Annotated in this window: 16 protein-coding genes and 1 riboswitch; of the genes, 4 read left to right on the top strand and 12 right to left on the bottom strand. The window is 75.0% G+C overall.

The genetic code is table 11. The features are described from left to right. Positions 1-22: 22 nt before the first annotated feature. Entirely contained in the window at positions 23-640 is a 618-nt protein-coding gene (locus ACIF6F_RS26365; protein WP_399951338.1) for a class I SAM-dependent methyltransferase, read from the bottom strand. A 126-nt stretch (positions 641-766) separates the two neighbouring features. Beyond that, positions 767-2,164, bottom strand: coding sequence for an APC family permease (locus ACIF6F_RS26360; RefSeq protein WP_399951335.1), 1,398 nt, complete (start codon positions 2,162-2,164; stop codon positions 767-769). Positions 2,165-2,525: 361 nt separating this feature from the next. Here ACIF6F_RS26360 and ACIF6F_RS26355 point away from each other — a divergent pair, with 361 nt between their 5' ends. Further along, the gene (locus tag ACIF6F_RS26355; RefSeq protein ID WP_399951332.1) at positions 2,526-4,112 is read left to right on the top strand and encodes an FAD-binding oxidoreductase; all 1,587 of its coding nucleotides are present in this window, start codon (positions 2,526-2,528) and stop codon (positions 4,110-4,112) included. Positions 4,113-4,232: 120 nt separating this feature from the next. Then, positions 4,233-4,478 carry a hypothetical protein gene (locus ACIF6F_RS26350; RefSeq protein ID WP_399951329.1) on the top strand — a complete coding sequence of 82 codons (246 nt, stop codon included), beginning with the start codon at positions 4,233-4,235 and terminating at the stop codon, positions 4,476-4,478. 69 nt (positions 4,479-4,547) lie between these two features. Here the strand turns inward: ACIF6F_RS26350 and ACIF6F_RS26345 are convergent, their stop codons facing one another. Both ACIF6F_RS26345 and ACIF6F_RS26340 read right to left on the bottom strand, forming a co-directional pair. Further along, positions 4,548-5,768, bottom strand: coding sequence for a cytochrome P450 (locus ACIF6F_RS26345; RefSeq protein WP_399951327.1), 1,221 nt, complete (start codon positions 5,766-5,768; stop codon positions 4,548-4,550). Between the two features lie 267 nt (positions 5,769-6,035). Further along, positions 6,036-6,815, bottom strand: coding sequence for a transglycosylase SLT domain-containing protein (locus ACIF6F_RS26340; protein WP_399951324.1), 780 nt, complete (start codon positions 6,813-6,815; stop codon positions 6,036-6,038). A 4-nt stretch (positions 6,816-6,819) separates the two neighbouring features. Then, a riboswitch (cyclic di-AMP (ydaO/yuaA leader) is annotated at positions 6,820-7,016 on the bottom strand. A gap of 455 nt (positions 7,017-7,471) precedes the next feature. Between ACIF6F_RS26340 and ACIF6F_RS26335 the strand changes: the two genes are divergently transcribed. Then, complete coding sequence (locus ACIF6F_RS26335; RefSeq protein WP_399951393.1) at positions 7,472-8,134, top strand: NADPH-dependent FMN reductase; 663 nt, start codon at positions 7,472-7,474, stop codon at positions 8,132-8,134. A gap of 17 nt (positions 8,135-8,151) precedes the next feature. On the opposite strand, the gene ACIF6F_RS26330 is transcribed toward ACIF6F_RS26335, so the two are convergent. Together ACIF6F_RS26330 and ACIF6F_RS26325 are read right to left on the bottom strand one after the other, a co-directional pair. Then, on the bottom strand, positions 8,152-8,406 hold the full coding sequence (locus ACIF6F_RS26330; RefSeq protein WP_399951320.1) for a hypothetical protein: 255 nt from the start codon (positions 8,404-8,406) through the stop codon (positions 8,152-8,154). Positions 8,407-8,632: 226 nt separating this feature from the next. Then, positions 8,633-9,532 (bottom strand): potassium channel family protein, encoded by a 900-nt coding sequence (locus tag ACIF6F_RS26325; protein WP_399951317.1) that lies wholly within the window; start codon positions 9,530-9,532, stop codon positions 8,633-8,635. 290 nt (positions 9,533-9,822) lie between these two features. Here ACIF6F_RS26325 and ACIF6F_RS26320 point away from each other — a divergent pair, with 290 nt between their 5' ends. Next, positions 9,823-10,770 (top strand): XdhC family protein, encoded by a 948-nt coding sequence (locus tag ACIF6F_RS26320; protein ID WP_399951314.1) that lies wholly within the window; start codon positions 9,823-9,825, stop codon positions 10,768-10,770. Between the two features lie 182 nt (positions 10,771-10,952). Here ACIF6F_RS26320 and ACIF6F_RS26315 read toward each other — a convergent pair whose 3' ends face one another. The 6 genes from ACIF6F_RS26315 to ACIF6F_RS26290 all read right to left on the bottom strand — a co-directional run bounded on the left by ACIF6F_RS26315 (position 10,953) and on the right by ACIF6F_RS26290 (position 19,006). After that, a complete protein-coding gene (locus ACIF6F_RS26315) occupies positions 10,953-11,675 on the bottom strand; it encodes a DUF4232 domain-containing protein (RefSeq protein ID WP_399951311.1) in 723 nt (240 codons plus the stop codon). A 194-nt stretch (positions 11,676-11,869) separates the two neighbouring features. After that, positions 11,870-13,297 (bottom strand): NAD(P)/FAD-dependent oxidoreductase, encoded by a 1,428-nt coding sequence (locus tag ACIF6F_RS26310; RefSeq protein WP_399951308.1) that lies wholly within the window; start codon positions 13,295-13,297, stop codon positions 11,870-11,872. Between the two features lie 247 nt (positions 13,298-13,544). Next, complete coding sequence (locus ACIF6F_RS26305) at positions 13,545-14,789, bottom strand: LuxR C-terminal-related transcriptional regulator (protein ID WP_399951305.1); 1,245 nt, start codon at positions 14,787-14,789, stop codon at positions 13,545-13,547. After that, entirely contained in the window at positions 14,786-16,528 is a 1,743-nt protein-coding gene (paaN, locus tag ACIF6F_RS26300) for a phenylacetic acid degradation protein PaaN (protein WP_399951302.1), read from the bottom strand. The genes ACIF6F_RS26305 and paaN overlap by 4 nt, the downstream gene beginning before the upstream one ends. A gap of 344 nt (positions 16,529-16,872) precedes the next feature. Then, the gene (locus ACIF6F_RS26295) at positions 16,873-17,751 is read right to left on the bottom strand and encodes an SDR family oxidoreductase (protein WP_399951299.1); all 879 of its coding nucleotides are present in this window, start codon (positions 17,749-17,751) and stop codon (positions 16,873-16,875) included. 49 nt (positions 17,752-17,800) lie between these two features. Next, the gene (locus tag ACIF6F_RS26290) at positions 17,801-19,006 is read right to left on the bottom strand and encodes an FAD-dependent monooxygenase (RefSeq protein WP_399951390.1); all 1,206 of its coding nucleotides are present in this window, start codon (positions 19,004-19,006) and stop codon (positions 17,801-17,803) included. Positions 19,007-19,037: the final 31 nt, after the last annotated feature.

Raw genomic sequence — 19,037 nt, 5'->3', positions numbered from 1 at the left:
GGCCCGCGCGGGGACGATCGCGTCAGGGGGACAGCGCGACACCCAGGGCGTCCGCGGCCAGGAACCTGGGTGCGGCCTCCTCGTAGAAGAAGTCCACCTCGCGGATGGTGAAGCCGGCGGCGGTGAGGAGCGGCACGGTCCGGCGGGTGAGGTGGCAGCCGCCCAGGAGCCGCTTGTTGAGCGGTTCGAGGCGGCGCTGCCAGCGGCGCACGTCCTCGTCGGGAGCCAGTCCGTGCTCGACGAAGTGGAGGCTCGCGCCGGGCCGCAGCACCCGCCGCAGCTCGGCCAGCGCGGCACCGGGGTCCGGCACGGTGCACAGGGTCCAGGTGGACAGCGCGGCGTCGAAGCGGTCGTCCTCGTACGGCAGGTACTGCGCGTCCCGGCCGCCGCGGCGGACCGGCACGGACGAGGCCCTGATCCGGTCGGCGGCCAGCCGCCAGCCGGTGTCGGAGGGCTCGACGGCGTCGACCGAGGTGACCTCGGACGGGTAGAAGGGCACGTTGTGGCCCGAGCCGAAGCCGATCTCCACGACCTCGCCGGCCAGGCCCGCGCAGACCCGGCGGCGCAGCGGGGGTGCGGTCTTCGCGCCGCAGGCGGCGTCGATGATCCGCGGCACCACGTGGTCGCCGTACCAGCCCATCGCGGCCTCCCGGTCCCCCGGCCTCTGTCTCCTCCCAGCATGGCACCGGGGGATGGGGCACGCGCGGGGGCCGGGGGCGTCGTCCCGGCCGCCCCCGGCCCCGTCGTACGGACGCTCCCGTCCCGGTCAGTGACCGGCGTCCTCCGGGAGGCTGACCAGCCAGCGCGAGTCCTGGCGCGGGCGGAGGTAGAGCGCCCAGTAGAGGGTGGCCGCGGCGGTGATGCCGCCGGTCCAGAGCAGGTACGCGGTGTCCTGCTGGACGAGGACGTAGCCGAGGACGGCGATGAGCACCGCGGGCACGGCGGGCCAGAGCGGCATCCGCCAGGCGCGGGTCCCGCCGTGCGCGCCCCGGCGGCTGAACAGGGCGGCGACCGCGACCAGGAGGTACATGCCGGTGACGGAGACGCCGGTCACGCCGTAGAGGGTGTCGAGGTTGACGAAGCAGAGGGCCGCGCCGGGGACGCCGACGACGAGGGTGGCGACCCACGGGGAGCCGAACCGGCCGAGACGGGAGAGGGCGTTGTTCACCGGGTCGGGCCAGGCCTTGTCGCGGGCGGAGGCGAAGAGCACGCGGGAGTTCTGGATGACCATCACGATGCCCGCGTTGACGATGGCCAGGGCCACGCAGAGGCTGACGAAGGTGCCGACCGCGGAGTTGGACCAGGCGGTGACCATGCCGCTGATGTCGCCGCTGGTCAGGGTCTCCAGGTCGGGGGCGCCGACGGTGATCGCGATGACCGGGACCAGGATCACGGCGGTGGAGATGGCGAGGGTGGCGAGCACGGTGCGTGCCACGTTGCGGCGGGGGTTCTCCAGCTCCTCGGAGAGGTAGACGGCGGTGGAGAAGCCCTGGGTGATGAACAGGGCGATGGCCAGGCCGGAGATCACGAGTCCCGCGGTGACGGCGGAGTGGCCGCCGCCTTCGGCGGCCACCTGGCCGTGCGTGAGGGCGTCCGTGCCGCGCTCGGAGTGTGCGAAGCCGAGTACGGCGACCACGGCGGCGGCCACCACCTCCAGCACCAGGAAGACGCCGGTGATCCAGGCGTTGGCGCGCAGGTCGAGCAGGCCCGCGAGGGTGGCGAGCAGCATGACGCCGGCGCCGGCGAGCGCGGCGGGGACGTGCACGACCGGGGCGAGGTAGTCGGCGGTGCCCATCGCGATCACGGGCGGCACGATCATCACCACGAGCAGCGAGAGCACGAAGACCAGCCAGCCCGCGAGGCGGCCGGCGAGGGTCGACACCATGGCGTACTCGCCGCCCGCGCTGGGGATCAGGGTGCCCAGCTCTGAGTAGCAGAACGCCACGCCGATACAGAGCAGCGAGCCGATGGCGATGGTGAGGGCCGTGAAGGTGCCCAGGCCGGAGAACAGGTCCGGGACGACGACGAAGAGGGTCGAGGCGGGCGTCACGCACGAGAGCGTGAGCAGCGTGCCGCCCACGACGCCGATGGAACGCTTGAGCTTCTGCGGGGTGGGGCCGGTGGCGGGGGCCAGCGCGTGCGGGGCGCTGAGGGTGTCGGTCATCAGGCGGGTTCCGATCGGCTTGCGGTGTCTCTGGGGCGGGAGCGGTATCGCCTCCGGGGCGGCTGGTGATGGGGGTGCCGGTGCTCCCGGGGAGGAATGGAAGCCTCCGGGTGGGCACCGGTCAATGGCCGCAGGGATGCGGATTCCGTTGTGCGGGGTGGGTCCGGACGCATGGATCCGCGTCAAGGACGCGTCAAGGCAACGAAAACTCCGGGTGCGGGAAGCGCAGGGCGGCCGACAGGAATTTCCCCGGCCTTTACCGGCGGTAGGCCCCGGACTGCCGGGGCCGGCCGGGCGGAGATCGGCGGGGCGGCGGCGTGCCGCGGCGGGCCGGGGGCCGGTACGCGGCGTAGTGGGCGGTATGACCCTTCACCGGCGGCGGCTGCTGGCCGCGTCCCTGTTCGCCTCCTTCGCCGTGCCGGGCCGGGCGGAGGCGGCCGGGCACCGGAAGCCCGGCGGCCCGGCTCAGGGGCCCGGCGGCCGCGGGAGGGCCGGGGGCGCCGGGCGCCGGGACGCCGACCTCGCCGCGCTGGCCCGGGGGCTCGACGGGCGGCTGGTGCTGCCCGGGGACCCGGACTACCCCGCCGCGAAGCGCCTGTACCAGCCGCGGCACGACGGGACCGCCCCCTCCGCCGTCGCCTACCCGGCGCACGAGGCCGACGTGGCGGCGTGCCTGGACTTCGCGCGCCGCCAGGGCCTGCCCGTCGTGCCCCGGAGCGGCGGGCACAGCTACCCGGGCTGGTCGACCGGCCCCGGCCTGGTGCTCGACGTGGGAGCGCTGGCGCGGGTCACGCCGGGCGCCGGCAGCGCCCGGATCGGTGCCGGAGCCCGGCTGGCCGACGTACACGCCCGGCTGGGGGCGGTCGGGGCGGCGCTGCCCACCGGGCTGTGCCCGTCCGTCGGGATCGCCGGGCTCACGCTGGGCGGCGGGCTGGGCGTGTCCGGCCGGGCGTACGGGGCGACCTGCGACCGGCTCACCGGAGCCCGGATCGTCACCCCCGACGGGGTGGTGCGGGACGTGGACGCCGGCCACGAGCCGGACCTGTTCTGGGCCCTGCGCGGCGGGGGCGGCGGGAACTTCGGCGTGGTCACCGAGTTCCGCTTCCGCACCCACGCGATGGCCGACTGCGCCTTCGCGGAGCTGAACTGGGCGTGGCGGGACGCGAAGGCGCTGGTGCTGGGCTGGCGGCGGTGGCTGGCGGAGCTGCCGGACCCGTACTGGAGCCAGGTGGAGCTGTACGGGGCCGGGCCGGACGGGAGCACGCCGGGGCCGGCCGTGCGCGTGGTGTGCCTGGACGGCGCGGGCGAGACGGAGCGCCTGCTGGACCGGCTGGAGGCGCTCGCCGGATCGGAGCCGCGCGACCGCCACTTCGTGGTGCGGGGGTACGAGGAGACGATGCGCGTCATGGCGGGGTGCGGGGAACGCACGGTGCCGCAGTGCCACCTGCCCGGCGGGCTGCCGGGCCAGGATCCGCGCGGGAGCCTGGAGCGCGAGACGTACGCGGCGCGCTCGGACTTCTGGCGCGCGGGCGGGCTGTCGGAGGCCGCGGTGGACGTGCTGCTCGACGCGGTAGCCGGCTACCCGGCGGCGGTGCCGCCGGGCGGGCGGGGCGTCGTCCAGCTGGACGGGGTGTGCGGCGGGGCCCTGAACCGGGTGGCCGTCGGCGACACCGCCTTCGTGCACCGGGGCGAGGAGCTGCTGGCCCAGTACCTGGCCCTGTGGCCCGGCAGTGCCACGCCCGCCGAGGTCGCCCGGCACGAGGGGTGGCTGCGGGAGCTGTGGTCGCGGCTGCGGCCCTGGGCGAGCGGGCGGGCGTACCAGAACTACGCCGACCCGTGGCTGCCGGACTGGCGCGGGGCCTACTACGGGCCGGCACTGCCCCGCCTGGAGGAGGTCAGGCGGCGCTACGACCCGGACCGGCTGTTCCGCTTTCCGCACGCGGTCTGACGGGCCGCCACCTCCCGGGCCGGACGGCCGGCGCCGGCGGGGGCGGCCGGGAGGCGGGGAGGCGGGGAGGGCGGGAGGGCGGCCGGCCGTGGTGTCGGCGGGATGCGCCATCCTGAGGGGATGAAGATGCCGCGTGTCCAGTGTCCCGCCTGCGGGCGGAACGTCGCCGCGATGCCGGTCGGCGTCGGGCAGTGGAAGGCCGCCCGCCACGACCACCCCGGAATGCAGCGCGACGCCACGGGCGCGCTGGTGAGCTGCAGTGCCTCGCTGCGCGCGGTGGAAGCGGACCGGCTGCTGCACCAGTTGCCGCTGCCGGGCACCGACGCCTCCGCGGAGCCGGCCCCGGAGCCGCTCCCGGGGTTCTGAGCGGGGCCCGGCTCCGGGAGCGGCCTCGCGGCCGCGGTGGTGCCGGCCCGGGCCTGTGCGGGCCGGGGCCTACGCGGGCCCGGGGGTGAAGGTGACCGGGAGCCGGTCCAGGCGGTGCACGATGAAGTTCTGCTTCCAGGTGAGGGATTCGGCCGGTTCCGCGAGGCCGAGGCCGGGCAGCCGGCGCAGCACCTCGCGGAGCGCGATCTCGCCCTCCAGCCGGGCCAGCGGGGCGCCGAGGCAGAAGTGGATGCCGTGGCTGAAGGCGAGGTGGCCGTTGGTCCGGCGGGTGATGTCCAGCCTGCCCGGATCGGTGAACTTGGCCGGGTCGTGGTTGGCGGCCGCGATGGAGACCGCGACGTGGTCGCCGGGCCGGATGTCGGCCCCTCCGATGGTGAGCGGTTCGGTGGCGAAGCGGTAGGTGACCGTGGAGACCGGGCTGTCGAAGCGCATCAGCTCCTCGACGGCGCCGGGCAGCAGGCTCTCGTCCGAGCGGAGCCGCTCCAGGGCCTCGGGGTGGCGGAGCAGGGCCAGGACGCCGTTGGCGATGAGGTTCACGGAGGTCTCGAAGCCGCCGACCAGCAGGATGAACACGTTGGAGCGCATCTCCAGGTCGGAGAGCGTGTCGCCGTGCCGCTGGGCCTCCAGCATCCCGGAGATCATGTCGTCGCCGGGCTCGGTGCGGCGGCGGGCGATCAGCTCGCTGAGGTACGCGTTGAACCACTGCCCCGCGGCGGCGAGTTCACCGGGCCCCGAGGAGGCGTTCATGCCGGTGATCACCTCGGCGTGGCGGCCGAACTCGTCCCGGTCGCCGAACGGGACGCCGAGCATCTCGCAGATCACCGCGATCGGCAGCGGGAGCGCCAGGGCCTCGACGAGGTCGGCCCGGCCTGCGGGCAGGACGGCGTCGAGCAGCCCGTCGGTGATCTCCTGGACGCGGGGGCGCAGCAGTTCGACCCGGCGGGGGGTGAAGGCCTTGGCGACCACCTTGCGCATCCGGGTGTGGTCCGGCGGGTCGCTCAGCATCATGTGCTGGGTGAGCACGAACTCGTCGCTGTACATGCCGAGGTACTGCCTGAGTTCGGGGGCGGCGGCGTGCGCCCCGCGGACGAGGCGGGGGTCCGAGAGGGCCTCCCGCACCTCCCGGTGGCCGGTCACCAGCCAGGCGGGCATGCCGTCCGGCAGGGCGACGCGGTGGACCGGGCCGCGCCCGCCGAGCGTGCCGAACAGGGCCTCGGGGTCACCGAAGAGCTCCGTGGTCAGGGCGACTTGTCCATCGAGGTCGATCACGTGGTTCCTCATCCGGTCGGCGCGACATCACGCCCCGGGCCACGGCGGAGCGGGGTGCGACGCCGGGGCCGGGGGCCACTTCCGGCCAGCTTCGGCAGCCCGGGCCACGCGCTCAACGCTGCCGCCCGCCGTCCGTCAGGTACACACGCACCTGACGCGGCGCGTGTCGGGGCACTCCCCCGCAATCGCACCCGCAATCCCGCCCGCGAACGCGGCCGGGACCGGCGGCCGTGGCCGCCGGTCCCGGTGTCGCACACCCGAGAGGGATCAGTAGGCGCCGAAGACGTTGTCGATGGAGCCGTAGCGCGCGGCGGCGTAGTTGCACGCGGCGGTGATGTTCGCGACCGGGTCGTACGAGTCCGTCGAGGTACCGGGCACGTGGTAGGCGCGGAACGTCGGGTCGATCACCTGGAGCAGGCCCTTGGAGGGGATGCCCGCGGCGGCGTTGGAGTCCCAGTTGTTGATGGCGAGCGGGTTGCCCGAGGACTCCCGCATGACGTTGCGGTAGATGCCGTTGTAGGTACCGGGGATACCGTGCTTGGCCATGACGTCGAGGGATTCGCGGATCCACCCGTCGAGGTTGTTCGCGTAGGTCTTCGCCTTGGGGGCCACGGCCTTGAGGGTGGTGGTACGGGCGGAACGGTCGGCCCGCGCGGGGGCGGCCTTCCTGGCCGGCGCGGCCTTCTTGGCGGCCGCTCCGACAGAAAGCTTCAGGCCCGGACGAATGAGTGACGGATCGTCACCGATGATCGTCTTGTTGTCCTGGTAGAGCTTCTTCCAGCCGCCGGCGAGGGAATGCTTTTCGGCGATCTTCACGAGGGAATCGCCGGCCTTGACGGAATAGGTCACGGCGGCCTTCTGCGCCGCGGCCGGGGCGGCGGCGACGGCCTGCGGGGCGACGGTCCCGGCTGCGGCGGGCGCCGCGGCACTGGCCGTGGCGGCGCCCAGCACGGGCAGGGCCAGGGCGGCTCCACCCGTGCCGACGGCGACGAAACCGCGGGTCAGACGGGTGTTCTTGGGGCGGCGGTGCTTGCCTTTTCCGGGCATGGCGCATTCCTCTCCGTCGCCTGCGAGGTGAGCTGTCGGGTTCGGACTGGAGTTGACCGGCCACACGCGGTGACTTCACCCCTAGCCGTTCCGCGAAAGATCGCGGAACGGCGGCCTACCTGGTTCCCCCGCTCCTGCCGTACGTGAATTGAATGGGGACGGTGCGGTCCGGGCGGCGGCAGGATTCGGCGTTCCACCCGGAATGAGCGTGACCGTAGGCGAGAGCCGCGGGACGGAACAAGCCCCGAATTCGCTAAAGGAAAGCGAGCGGGGGAATTCGGGCCGGAAAAGGACAAGATCGATTTTTCGGCACACCCCAACTTTCCAGTCGCGGCACCACTTTCGGGGCCGTCGCGACCCGTCGCGCGAAAGCCGCGCGTGACACATATCACCGGCCATCACAAGGGGTGCGAAATACCGGCGCGGCATGGAAAAACAGGATGCGCCGCAAGCGCTCATTTTTGTCCGTTTTAGTCCGTTCTGGTGAGGGTGGTCGGAGAGGCCGCCGCCGCCCGGGTGACTTCCCCCACGGCACGGCCCCGGCACCCGTCCGCCGCTCTCCCGCTGTGCTGGGCTCGTGGTCACACCCCCCGCACTGGAGGCAGCGGACCATGACTGTTGACCCCGGACCCGCGGCGGTCCCCGAAGCGGCCCGCATGCCGGTCCCCGACGAGGGGCGCCAGCCGGTGCGTCTGCTGGTCTTCGGCGCGTCGCTGCGTGCCGGGTCGCTCAACACACGGCTGGCCGCCCTGGTGGCCCGGCTGGCCGCCGAGGCGGGTGCGGCCGTCGACCTGGCCCGGCTGGCCGACTTCCCGATGCCGGTCTACGACGGCGACATCGAGGCCGAGACGGGGCTGCCGGAGGGCGCGCTGGCCCTGCGGGAGCGGATCGCCTCCTGCGACGCCTTCGTGATCTCCTCGCCCGAGTACAACGCCTCCGTGCCCGGGGTGCTGAAGAACGCCGTCGACTGGGTGTCCCGGGTCCGGCCGCAGCCCTTCAAGGACAAGCACGCGCTGCTCGTCTCCGCCTCGCCGTCCATGGTCGGCGGCAACCGCGGCCTCTGGGCCCTGCGCGTCCCCCTGGAGCACCTGGGCTGCCGCGTCTACCCGGACATGTTCAGCCTGGCCAAGGCGCACGAGGGCTTCACCGGCACCGGCGACCTCGCCGACGGCGCCCTCCAGGGCCGGCTGGCCGACACCGTCGGCGCCTTCCTCCGGCTCGTGGAGGCCGACACCCGGTACGTGTGCCTCCAGCGCCGCTGGTACGAGTTCCTCGGCGACCGCACCGACGCCCCCGTCACCGAACGCTCCGAGGACTGACCGGCGCGGCCCCGCCCTCAGGGCACCACGTCGAGGCCGGTCAGCAGCAACGCGGTCACGATCGAGGCGGCGGCCAGCACCGTCATCGCCGCGCGCAGCACCAACGGGGCGCGCAGACACGGCGGTTCGGCGGCGGGCGGCACGGGAGCCGGGGCGTCCGTGCGCAGGGCGGCACACCGCCCGCAGTCCTCGCCCTGGTGCGCGGACGGGGAGTCGAGCCAGTAGGCACCCTGGAGCGCGGCGAGCGGCCCGGGTGTCGATGTCGTCTTCACGCCCTTCTCAACCGGGCCCGGCGGAAGGGGAAACGGCGCCCCCGCCCACCGGTATGGAACCGTTGCCTAGTGCTGTGGCCGGAAAGGTCTGCCGGGTCGCGGCGTCCGGTGCGGTGCATCGCAAGGCGGAGGGCCACGGCTCGTACTGGACGTACCTGCGTGGTCCGACAACGCGCGAGGTGCCGTGCCGGGCGTCGCGACACGGTGAACCTTTGCGGTCACAGCACTAGAACGTCTCCGGGGCGGACCGGCGGCCCCCGCGGCGGCCGTGGTCCTCGGCGAAGGCCGCGAAGACCCGGTCGGGCGGCCCGCCGGTCCGCAGGAACTGCTCGTCCAGCACGGCCGCGAGGTCGTCCAGGGCCGCCCTCAGCGCTCTGCCGGCCATCCGCACGTCCGGGTCCCGGGCACGTTCGGCGGCCGCGGCCAGCCGGGCGGCGTACGGGACCTGGCGGGCCAGTGTGGTGTGCGGGGCGCCGTCGGAGAAGTAGTACGACTCGGCGTACTGGAGGAAGTCCACGCAGGTCACGCAGAACCCGGCGGCCAGGCCGTCCAGCAGCGCCGCGCCGGACGGCGAGTCGAACCCCTCGCCCGTGGGCCGGGTGCGCGCCAGGTGCGACAGCCGCATCGCCAGCGCGCGCCGCCGGGCCAGGGCCGGGTAGATGCCGAGCACCCAGGAGACGGTCGCGGTGAGCAGCGCGAAGCCGACCAGGGCCTCGACGGGCGCCAGGACGCGCAGCCAGCCGTCGATGGGGGCGATGTCACCCAGGCCCAGGGTGGCGACGGTGACCAGGGAGACGTACAGCGCGTCGAGCGGTCCGGCGTGCTCGGCCGGTGCGAGGTCGGAGCTGTACGAGAAGGCGTCCGGCATGTGCGGCCAGTAGATCAGCGCCCAGCCCACCCCGATGACCGCGGCCCAGAGCGCGACGACGCTGACCATGCCGAGCGGGCCGGCCAGTCCCGCAGCCGTCCTGCGGCGGAGGTGGAGGGTCCGGTTGAACCGCCAGAACGCGGTCATCACCAGCCTGCTGAGTCCGCCGTGCCGGGTGGGGTGCCAGAGGGTGTGGAAGACATCGCGCAGGATGGCCGCCACGAGCACCGCGCCCACCGCCGTGACGACCCAGTCCATCGGGTGTGTCCTTCCGTAGCCCGCGCCGGCCGCCCGCCCCCGGTGTCCCGGGTTCCGCGGCGCCCCGCCTCCGGGCATCGTCGTCGTACCGGGGCCGGCGAGGGGTCGGCGCCGCGCGGGGCACGGCGGCATTCACGAGGACGGGCGCCGGCAGGGTTGGGGTGATCGTCCAAGCGGGTGGGTTGGTGGTCCGCCCGAAACTCGGCGCGGACGGGGTCCCACGGCCCGGAGCGGGCATACGTTGGGGGCTGCCTGGGAAGACCGGGCGGAGTCGAGAAGGGCGGCGTGTGATGCGCGAGCTGGTGGAGACGGCGCGGCAGTGGGTGGCCGAGGGCCGGGGGGCGTTCCTGGCGCGGCCGGTGGCCGAGCAGGGCTTCGGTCCCCGGGACCCCGCGGGTGCGCTGCTCGTCGATCCGCGCGGAGCGTGTGCGGGAAGCCTGTACCGCGGGGTGTTCGACGAGCAGCTCGTCGCGGAGGCCGCCGCGATCGGGGAGGGCGGGGCCCGGGTGTGCCGGGTGTCGGTGCACGGCTCCGAGGCCACCGGAGCGGGGCTGACCTGCGGCGGCCAGGCGGAGATCCTGGTCCAGCCGCTGGCGTCGGTGCCGGACGAGTGGTGGGAGTCCCTGGCGCTGGGCGAGAGCGCGGCGCTGGTGACCCGGCTGGCCGAGGACGGCACGCGGGTCGCGAGCACCGTCGTGCGTGCGGGCGACGAGGACGGCACGGAGGCCGGGCGGGACGCGCGGGAGCTGCTGGCCCGGCACCGCGCCGGGCACGAGGCACGGTACGACGACGAGGGGCTGGTACTGATCGAGGTCTTCCCCGCCGATCCGTACCTGGTGATCGGCGGTGGCGGCGAGCTGGCGGAGTTGATCGGCCGTCAGGCCGGGCTGCTGGGCTGGGAGTGGACCACCACGGAGAGCGGCCCCGAGGCGGAGAAGCTGCTGACGGACCGGCGCGGCTCCGCCTGCCTGGCGATGCTCAGCCACGACCCGTCCTTCGACGTGCCGACCCTCGCGCACGCGCTGCGGATCGGCATCCCGTACGTGGGTGCCCTCGGCTCCCGCCGTACGCAGGCCCGGCGCCGCGAGGAGCTGCTGGCCGGCGGCACCGGCGAGGCCGAACTCTCGCGCGTCCACGGCCCGATCGGCCTCGACCTGGGCGCCCGTACCCCCGCCGAGACGGCCCTCGCGATCTGTGCGGAGATCCTCAGCACCCTGACGGCGCCGTCGGCGCGGTAGACCGTCTTCCTCGGCTCCTGCCGTCGGGTCCGGTCCGAGAGAGACGGTCCGGCACCTTGCGAGCGGGCCGGCCCTGCGCGTGCGGGCCGGCTCTGCGCGTGCGGGCCGGCTCCGCGCGTGCGGGCCGGCCCGGGAGCCGGCCCGCACGGCCTGCAGGCCCGCCGTTCGGCCGCCGGCGGCCGTCAGGTGGCGAACATGTACCTGCTCACCACGGCCTCGCTCGTGTTCCAGTAGGTGACGCCCGGCGTCGGGCCCACGTCCACGAACGTAGGCTCGGGCAGCGGCACGTTCAGCGGTGTGCCGACCTCGCCGTCCCGGTCCACGAAGCCGACGGTCATCTTCTTCTTCAGGTCGACCTGCTCACCGGCGCGGAACAGCCGCATGCCCGCGTAGGCCTTGCCGCCGGGACGGATCGTGGCCACCGCGTGCCAGTCCGACTCCAGCGGACCGATCGGGTCCTGGGCACCGTCGCCGAACCGCACGAACGGGTAGCGGTAGAGCGTGCAGGGCGTCTTCCCGGTGTTGGTGGCGGTGAGCAGCACGTGCCGGCCCGAGTCCTGCCGGTAGAACGTGGTGGCGACGGAGATGTTCGCGGAGGTGCAGGCGGCGGTGCCGTCCTTGCCCCCGCCGGGCCCGCCGCTGCCGCCGGGCCGGGGAGAGCCTGCCGGGGTGGTGGGGCGCCCCGGCCCGCCGGACGCGGAGGGGCCCGGGCCCCCGGGGTCGGCGGGCGGCGCGGAGGTCCGGCCCCCGGCGCCCGCGGGTGCGGTCGGGCTCTGGGTCGCGGGCCGGGTGCCGGGGCGCGCGTCGTCCTTCGCGCCGTCCGTGCAGGCGGTGGTGGAAAAGAGCGCGGCGGCGGCCACGGCTCCGAGGGCGAGGTTCCTCCCGCCCTTCCGGGTGCTGCGCATGATGGTCCCCCGTGATGGCTTCAGGTGCTCCGCTTCGTGCGGCTGACCAGGTGGTTATGCTCCGCGCCACGCTGCGTACGCCCCTCCGCCCCCGACCGTTACGGAGCGCGCATAGAGCAGCCCGCGTTCCGCTTCCGGCCGCGGGCCGCTTCCCCCGCCCGATCGCCGCCCGCCGCACGTCACCTGACGATGACTCAGAACACCGACAGCAGGCGCTTGACGGCGGGCGGAACGCGGCCGCCGCGGTCCTCGCGGGCCTCCACCGCGCGGAGTGCGGGGAGGACCAGGCGGGAGCCCGGGTAGCGGAGGGGTTCCGGCGGGAACCAGCCGGCCGGCGGGCGGGTGAAGGCGGACCGCGACCACTCGTCGTCCGTGCCCAGCACGAAGGAGGCCAGCACCCGGGCCATCAGCCGGGACGGGCCGACGCCGTCGCCCGAGTACCCGGTGGCGTAGCAGACCCCCGGCACGGACTTCAGCCAGCCCGCGAAGGGCAGCGAGGTCACCGAGTACTCCACGGGCGCGGTCCAGCTCATGTCGACCGGCGCCGAGGCGAGTCCGGGGAAGAGGCGGCCGAGGTGGGCGCGGAGTTCGGCCGGGCGCAGCGCGTCGCCCCAGAGGGTGCTGGGGCCGAGGCCGCCGAAGGCGACGCCGGAGCCGCCCTTGCCGAAGAGGAGCCGGCCGTCGGGGGTGGTGCGGTAGTAGTTCAGCCGGCGCCGGGAGTCGCAGACGGAGGTCTCGCCGTCCCAGCCCAGGGCCTTGAGCTCCGCCGGCACCGGTTGGGTGAGCAGGGTGTCGCTGGCCACGGTGACCATGCGCCGGCCGAGGTCCTCCAGCTGCCCGGCCCAGGCGTTGATCGCGAGCACCACCCGGTCCGCGTGCACGCTGCCGTACGGGGTGTGGGCGCGCACGGTACGGCCCTCCGCGGCCCGCAGCGCGGTCAGCGGGGTGCGCTCGTGGATGCGGACGCCGACGTCGAGGGCGGCGCGGCGCAGGCCCCGGGTCAGCTTGGCGGGCTGGAGGGTGGCGCAGCCGGGGTCGAGCACGGCGCCGTGGTGGGCCCGGGTGCCGACGGCCGCGCGGGCCTCGGCGGCGGTGATCTGCCGCAGGGGCTCGATGCCGGCGCGGTGCAGGTCGTCGAGGGTCTGCTGCCAGGCGCCCCGCTGGGCGGGCGAGGAGGCGGCCCACATCCAGGGGCCGCGGCGGTGCTCGATGTCGATGGCGTGGGCGTAGGCGAAGTCGAGGATCTCGTCGACGGCCGCGGCGGAGGCCTCGCCGATGCGGCGGGCCTCCTCCGGGCCCCCGATGGCGACGAGGCTGCTGAACCGGGCCCACATGGGCATCAGGTAGCCGGCGTTGGCGCCGCTGGCGCCGCCGCCGCACACGTCGGCCTCGATCAGCACGATGTCGGTGCCGGGGGCGCGGCGCAGGATCTCCAAGGCGGTCCAGAGGCCGGTGAAGCCGCCGCCCACCACGCACACGTCGGCGCGCAGCTCCCCGGCCAGGGGCGGGGTGCGGCCGTCCTCGGGCTCGGCGGCCAGGGCGTCGCGCAGCCAGGGCGTGCGGCGGGCGGGGGGCGGGGTGTCGAGGTGGGGCCAGGTCGGGGGCAGGCGCAGTTCGGTCACGGTGCGGGGTCTCCAGAGGCAGGGGGGTCGGGCGCGGGCGCTGGGGGCCCTGGCACAGGGGTGTGGGGTCGGGCACTGGGGGCGCCAGGACGGGGACGTGGGGGCCGGGCGGGGACGTGGCGGCCGGGGGGACGTGGCGGCCGGGGGGACCGGGGGCGGGGGCCGTGAGGGCCGGACGAGGGTGTGGGCGCCGGTGCTGCGGGGTCCGGGCGGGGACGTCGGATCTCGTGGGCGCGATGCCGGCGGGTCAGTTGCAGCGGGCGGCCTGGAGCAGGTCGATCCGCGAGCTCACCCCGTAGATCTTGAAGAGCTTGCGGAGGTGGTAATTGACGGTGTGCGGGGACAGCGCCAGACGGCGGGCGATCTGCTGGTTCGTCAGGCCCTCCGCCACCAGCGCCACCAGGGCGTGCTGCTGCTCGCTCAGCCGGCCGCCGCGCGCCGGGCAGTCCGCCGTGAGCGGGCCCGGCTGCACCGGCACGCCGCGGCGCTGCCCGCGGCGCACCGAGCGCAGCGCGGCGGCCTCCTGCTCCAGGGCCAGCCGTACCGAGGCGGGCACCGATTCGGCGATCAGCCGGCGCAGCAGCGGGCCCTGGAAGACGGCGCGGGTGTCCTCGTTGCGGACCACCCCGGTGGCGCAGACCTCTTCCAGGGTGGGCAGCAGCGCGGACACGGAGGTGCGCAGCATCAGGGCGAGTTCCTCGTAGACCACCTCGTCGCCGAGGACCGCCGCGACACGCAGCAGCTGGCGGCAGGCGACCGAGTACCGCTCCAGGGTGGTCCGTACGCGCGTGGACAGGCGGGCCGGCAGGCCCTCGGCCAGCAGCTCCGCCTCGCCGCCGGACAGCCGGACGCCGCCCTCCTCCTGGAGGCCGGTGAGCAGTTCGATCAGCAGCCGCGGGTGGCCCGCGGCGTCCCCGATGAGCCGCCGCAGGGCCGGGTCGGGCGGGGCGCCCAGCAGGTCGTGCGCGAGGTCGGCGGTGGCGGCGGGTCCCAGGGGGCCGAGGACCAGCCGTTCGGTCCGCGCGGCCGGGTCGGCGAGCAGCGGCCCGGTGAGCGGCGGTGCCTCGCCGGGCCGGTGGGCGATCAGCCAGACGGCCCGGCCTGCGCCGGAGCGTTCCCGGGGGCCGGTGGCGCGGGTCCGGTGCGGGGTGCGGTCGGGTGCCCCGCGGAGGTCGTCGACGATCACCAGGTGCGGGCCGGAGGGCTGGTCGCAGCGGCCGTGGCCGTCGCCGGTCCGGCCGCCGGTGAGGGTGGCCGAGGCCCGGCGGGCCCTGCTCTCGCGCCCGTGGGGGCGGCGCGGGGGCAGGTAGCCGAGCCCCCGGGCGAGGGCGGCCGCCTCGGTCAGCAGCCGGGTCTTGCCGATGCCCGGCATGCCCTCGACGGCCAGGACGGCCCCGCCCTCGCGGCGGCCGTGCTCCAGCACGTCGCGGATCAGGGCGAGTTCGCGTTCCCGGCCGCGCAGCGGCACCTCGGCGGCCAGGACGGTGTTCACTCGGCACCGCCGTAGCGCCGTACCACCACCGTGCGGAAACGATCCGCCACGAAGGCGCCGTCGGTGAGGACGGCGTTGCCCGAGGGGTTCATTCCGGTGCCGTGCAGGTCGGAGTAGACGGCCGACTGGGAGATGTACCAGTCCCCCATCAGGTTCATCGAGAGCATCACCCCGGCCTCGGCGCAGGCGGCCTCCATCGCCGTCTCCACCTCACCCGAGACCGAGTACAGGCCGGCGGAGAGCGCCCCGCACTCCCGCGTGGTCTCCGCGAGCAGTTCCAGCGCGGAGGCCACGGAGTCCACGGCCACCGCGAAGCAGACCGGGCCGAGCCATTCCGAGAGCAGGGTGGCCCGGTCCCCGCCGCGCTCCGCGTCGAGCTTCACGACGACCGGGGTGCGCACCTCCGCGTCCGGGTGTCCGGGGTGCCGCACCCTCCGCGAGGCCACGCCGACCGGGCCGAGGGCGCCGGACATCGCGAGGTCCACCCGGGAGCGGACCTCGGGGCCGAGCAGGGCGCCGAGGACCGCGCAGGCGTCCGCGTCGTCGCCCAGCAGCGCGTGCAGCGCGCCGCCGAGGTCGGCGACCACCTCGTCGTAGCCCTTGTGGCCCTCGTCGGTGGCGATGCCGGTGCGCGGGATCAGCAGGTTCTGCGGGCTCGTGCACAGCTGGCCGCTGTAGAGGGAGACGGAGAAGGCCAGGTTGGCGAGCATGTCGCGGTAGTCGTGGGTGGACTCGACGAGGACGGTGTTGACGGCGGAGGCGGCGGTGAACACCCGGGCCTGGCGGGCGTTGGCGGTGAGCCAGTCCGCGAAGGCGGTGCGGCCCGTGTAGTCGACCAGGCGCACCTCGGGGGCGGTGGCCAGGCGCCGGGCGAGCCGCTCGCCCGGGTACTCGGGGGCCAGGCACACGAGGTCGGGGGCGAAGCCGGCCTCGGCCAGCACCTCGCGGGCCTGGGCGACGGTCAGTGCGAGCGGGAGGACGGCGGCGGGGTGCGGCTTGACCAGGACGGGGTTGCCGGTGGCCAGGGAGGCGAACAGGCCGGGGTAGCCGTTCCAGGCGGGGAAGACGCTGCCGGCCACGAGGAGGGAGACGCCCCGGGGCACCACGGCGTACCGCTTGCTGAGGTTGACGGCCCGGTCCGGGCCCTGGGGCTTGCGCCAGCGGGCCCCCGCGGGCAGCCGGCTCTGCTCGAAGTAGGCGTAGGCGACGGCCTCCAGGCCGCGGTCCTGGGCGTGGACGGCGCCGGCATGGAAGGCCATCACGGGGTTGTGACCGCTGGTGTGCGCGGCGGCGGCCGCGAACTCCGGGCTGCGGGCGTTGATCCGGTCCAGGATCTCCAGGCAGACCGCGGCGCGCGCCTCGGGCCCGGCGTCCCGCCAGGCGGGCAGGGCGGCGGTCATGGCCGGGAGCAGGACCGCGGGGTCGTGGTGGGGGTAGGAGATGCCGAGATCCAGGCCGTATGGGGAGCGCTCGCCGCCCTGGTCGGGCGCCGGGCCGACCGTTCCGTCCCGGCCGGGCTGGCCGAGGTCCAGGGGGCGGCCGAGCAGGGCCCGTAAGGCGGCTTCGCCGTCGGCCGCCGCGTCCGGCCCGTAGGCCCCCGTCTCCTCGGGGTACGGGGACCAGTGCTCGCGGGTGTGGATGACCTCCAGGGCCCGGTCGAGGGTGGTCCGGTGCCGGGTGATCAGCCGTGCCAGGGAGCCGCCCGCGCCGGCGGGAGCGGGCTGAGTGCTTCGTGCCATGATCTTCATCCTTGTCGTGCGGGGTCACGGGTTCCACAGCAAACTCGGTCACTGCGGCGACGTGACGGTCCGTTCACATCCGCCGTGTCGCGCACCGCGGGCCCGCCGCACGCCGCGGGGCGTGGGAGGTGTTCAAATCTCGTGGGACCAGGGGCCCTTGCCGGGCCGTGGGGTGGCCGCGGCGGGCCCGTCCGGCATACCCGGGGTATGGAGAACGAAAGCCACATCACGCCCGGAGCGAAGAGTTCCGGTCACGATCATGGCGCGTTCCCTTCGGGATCGATGCCGGGCGGGCCCGCCGACTGGCCTGTTTCATACCGGTCGGTCGACCCGAATGCCGGTTCCTACCGGGTGATCGGGCGCAGGTACCGGTCGAGTGCCGCGTCCGGCAGGGCCCGCGCCAGCACGCTCACGGTGCGGGCGTCCGCGCCCACCCGGTAGCGCGACCGGGGTCGCCGGGCGGTGAGCGCCTGCCCGACGGTGCGGGCGAAGTCCTCGGGACGGGTCCTGCTGTCCCTGGCCTGGCGCTCGTTGGCGTGCAGGAAGCGGTGGAACGGGATGCGGTACAGGTCCGCGACGTGCTCGGGCACGCCGTCCATGGCGGCCCGCGCGGTCTCGGTGACCTTCCCCCAGATCGGGGTCATGATCGCCCCGGGCTGGACCACGCTGACGTCCACCCCGTGCGGGCGCAGCTCGCGCCGCAGCACGTCGGTCAGCGCCTCCTTGGCGAACTGTGCCGACGCGTACGCCCCCAGGTACGGGATGGCCACGCTGCCCAGGCCCGAGGTCACGTTGACGACGCGGCCGCGGGCGCGGCGCAGCTGGGGCAGGAACGCCTGGGTGACGGCGAGCTGGCCGACCACGTTGATGTCCAGCTGGCGGCGCAGCTGTTCGGGCGCGACGCACTCCAGCGGCGCCGAGACGCAGATGCCGGCGTTGTTCACCAGGCCCCACAGGCCCCGGTCCGCGACCGCCTCGCCGACCCTTTCGGCCGCCTCGGCGATGCTCTTCTCCTCGGTCACGTCGACCCGGACGGGGGTGATGCGCCCGTACGCGGCCTCCTGGGCCAGGGCCTCGCCGTCCGCCGCGTTGCGCACGCCCGCGAACACCCGGAAGCCGGAGCGCTCCAGTTCGAGCGCGCAGACCCGGCCGAGTCCCGAGGAGGCCCCGGTGACCAGCACGGACCTGCCGTGCGGCGCGAGCGCGCCGAGAGGGGATGACATGTGGTTCTCTCCTGAGTCGTTCGGTCCTGAGCGGTGCGGTGCGGTGCGGCTAGGCAGCGGCCGGGGTGCGGGCACCCGGGCCGGCGAGGGGGAAGGTGAGCGAGTCCTCCAGGGTGCGGACCAGCTTCCGCTCCGGCATGAAGCGGAAGTACGCGTCCCGGACGGGACGGCGCACCGGGTCCTCGGACTGCTCGAAGGTGCTGATGCCGCGGGAGGCGGCCACCATGGCCCGGGTCCGCTCCCGGCGTTCGTCCTCGTAGCGGCGCAGGGCGCGCGGCAGGTCGGCCGCCCCCTTGAGGGCCCGGCCGAGCACCACCGCGTCCTCGATGGCCATGCCGGAGCCCTGGCCGAGGCTGGTGAGCATCGGGTGCGCGGCGTCCCCGAGCAGGGTGACCGGGCCGCGGCCCCAGCGCTCCAGGAAGGCGCGGTCCCGGGAGGGCACGGCGATGACGGACTCCTCGGGGGTGGCCCGGATCGCCTCCTGCACCTCGTCGGCCCAGCCCGCGTACGCGGCGAGGATCTCGGACTTGTCCCCCCGCCAGTCGGCGGAGCGCTCGGCGGGCATGTTCTTCGTGCCCCACCAGTAGAGCCGTCCGCCGCCCATGTCGACCATGCCGAAGCGCTTGCCGCTGCCCCAGTAGTGGGTGACCGAGCCCGGTGCGAACCGCGGGTGCGAGAAGGGGACCACGGCCAGCCAGCAGATGTACCCGCTGTCCCGGGAGTCCTCGGGGCCGACCAGCTGCCGGCGGACGACGGAGTTGAAGCCGTCGGCGCCGATCAGCACGTCGCCGTGCGCCTCGGAACCGTCCTCGAACCGCACCCGCACGCCGTCGCGCGGGTCCTCGCCGCTCTCGAAGCCGGTGGCGGCCGCGCCGAGGGTGAGCGGGATGCCGTCCGCGGCCTCCAGCAGCGCGGCCTGGAGGTCGGCGCGGGTGATCAGGACGCTGGGCACCCCCAGCCGTCCGATGATCTCCGGGAAGGGGAACTCCCTGATCAGCCGCCCGCGGCCGGTCCTGACGTGGTACGACTCCAGGGCCGTGCCGCGCCGCTCCAGGTCGATGCCGGCCCCCAGGGAGTCCAGGGCGCCGACGGCGTTGCTCATCACCGACAGCCCCGAGCCGGCCGCGCGCAGCTCGCCCGCCCGCTCGTACACCTCGACGTCGAGCCCCGCCCCGCGCAGGGCGATCGCGGCGGTGAGCCCGCCGATGCCCGCGCCGAGGACGATGGCCTTGGCCGTCCCGCCGTTCCGCTCCATGCCGCTGCCCGTGCTCTTTCCTCGTCCGTGG

It is taken from the genome of Streptomyces sp. NPDC086023, assembly GCF_044540325.1.
Taxonomy (GTDB): domain Bacteria; phylum Actinomycetota; class Actinomycetes; order Streptomycetales; family Streptomycetaceae; genus Streptomyces.
The sequence above is the reverse complement of the archived record's forward strand: the minus strand, read 5'-3'. Positions and strand labels throughout refer to the sequence as shown.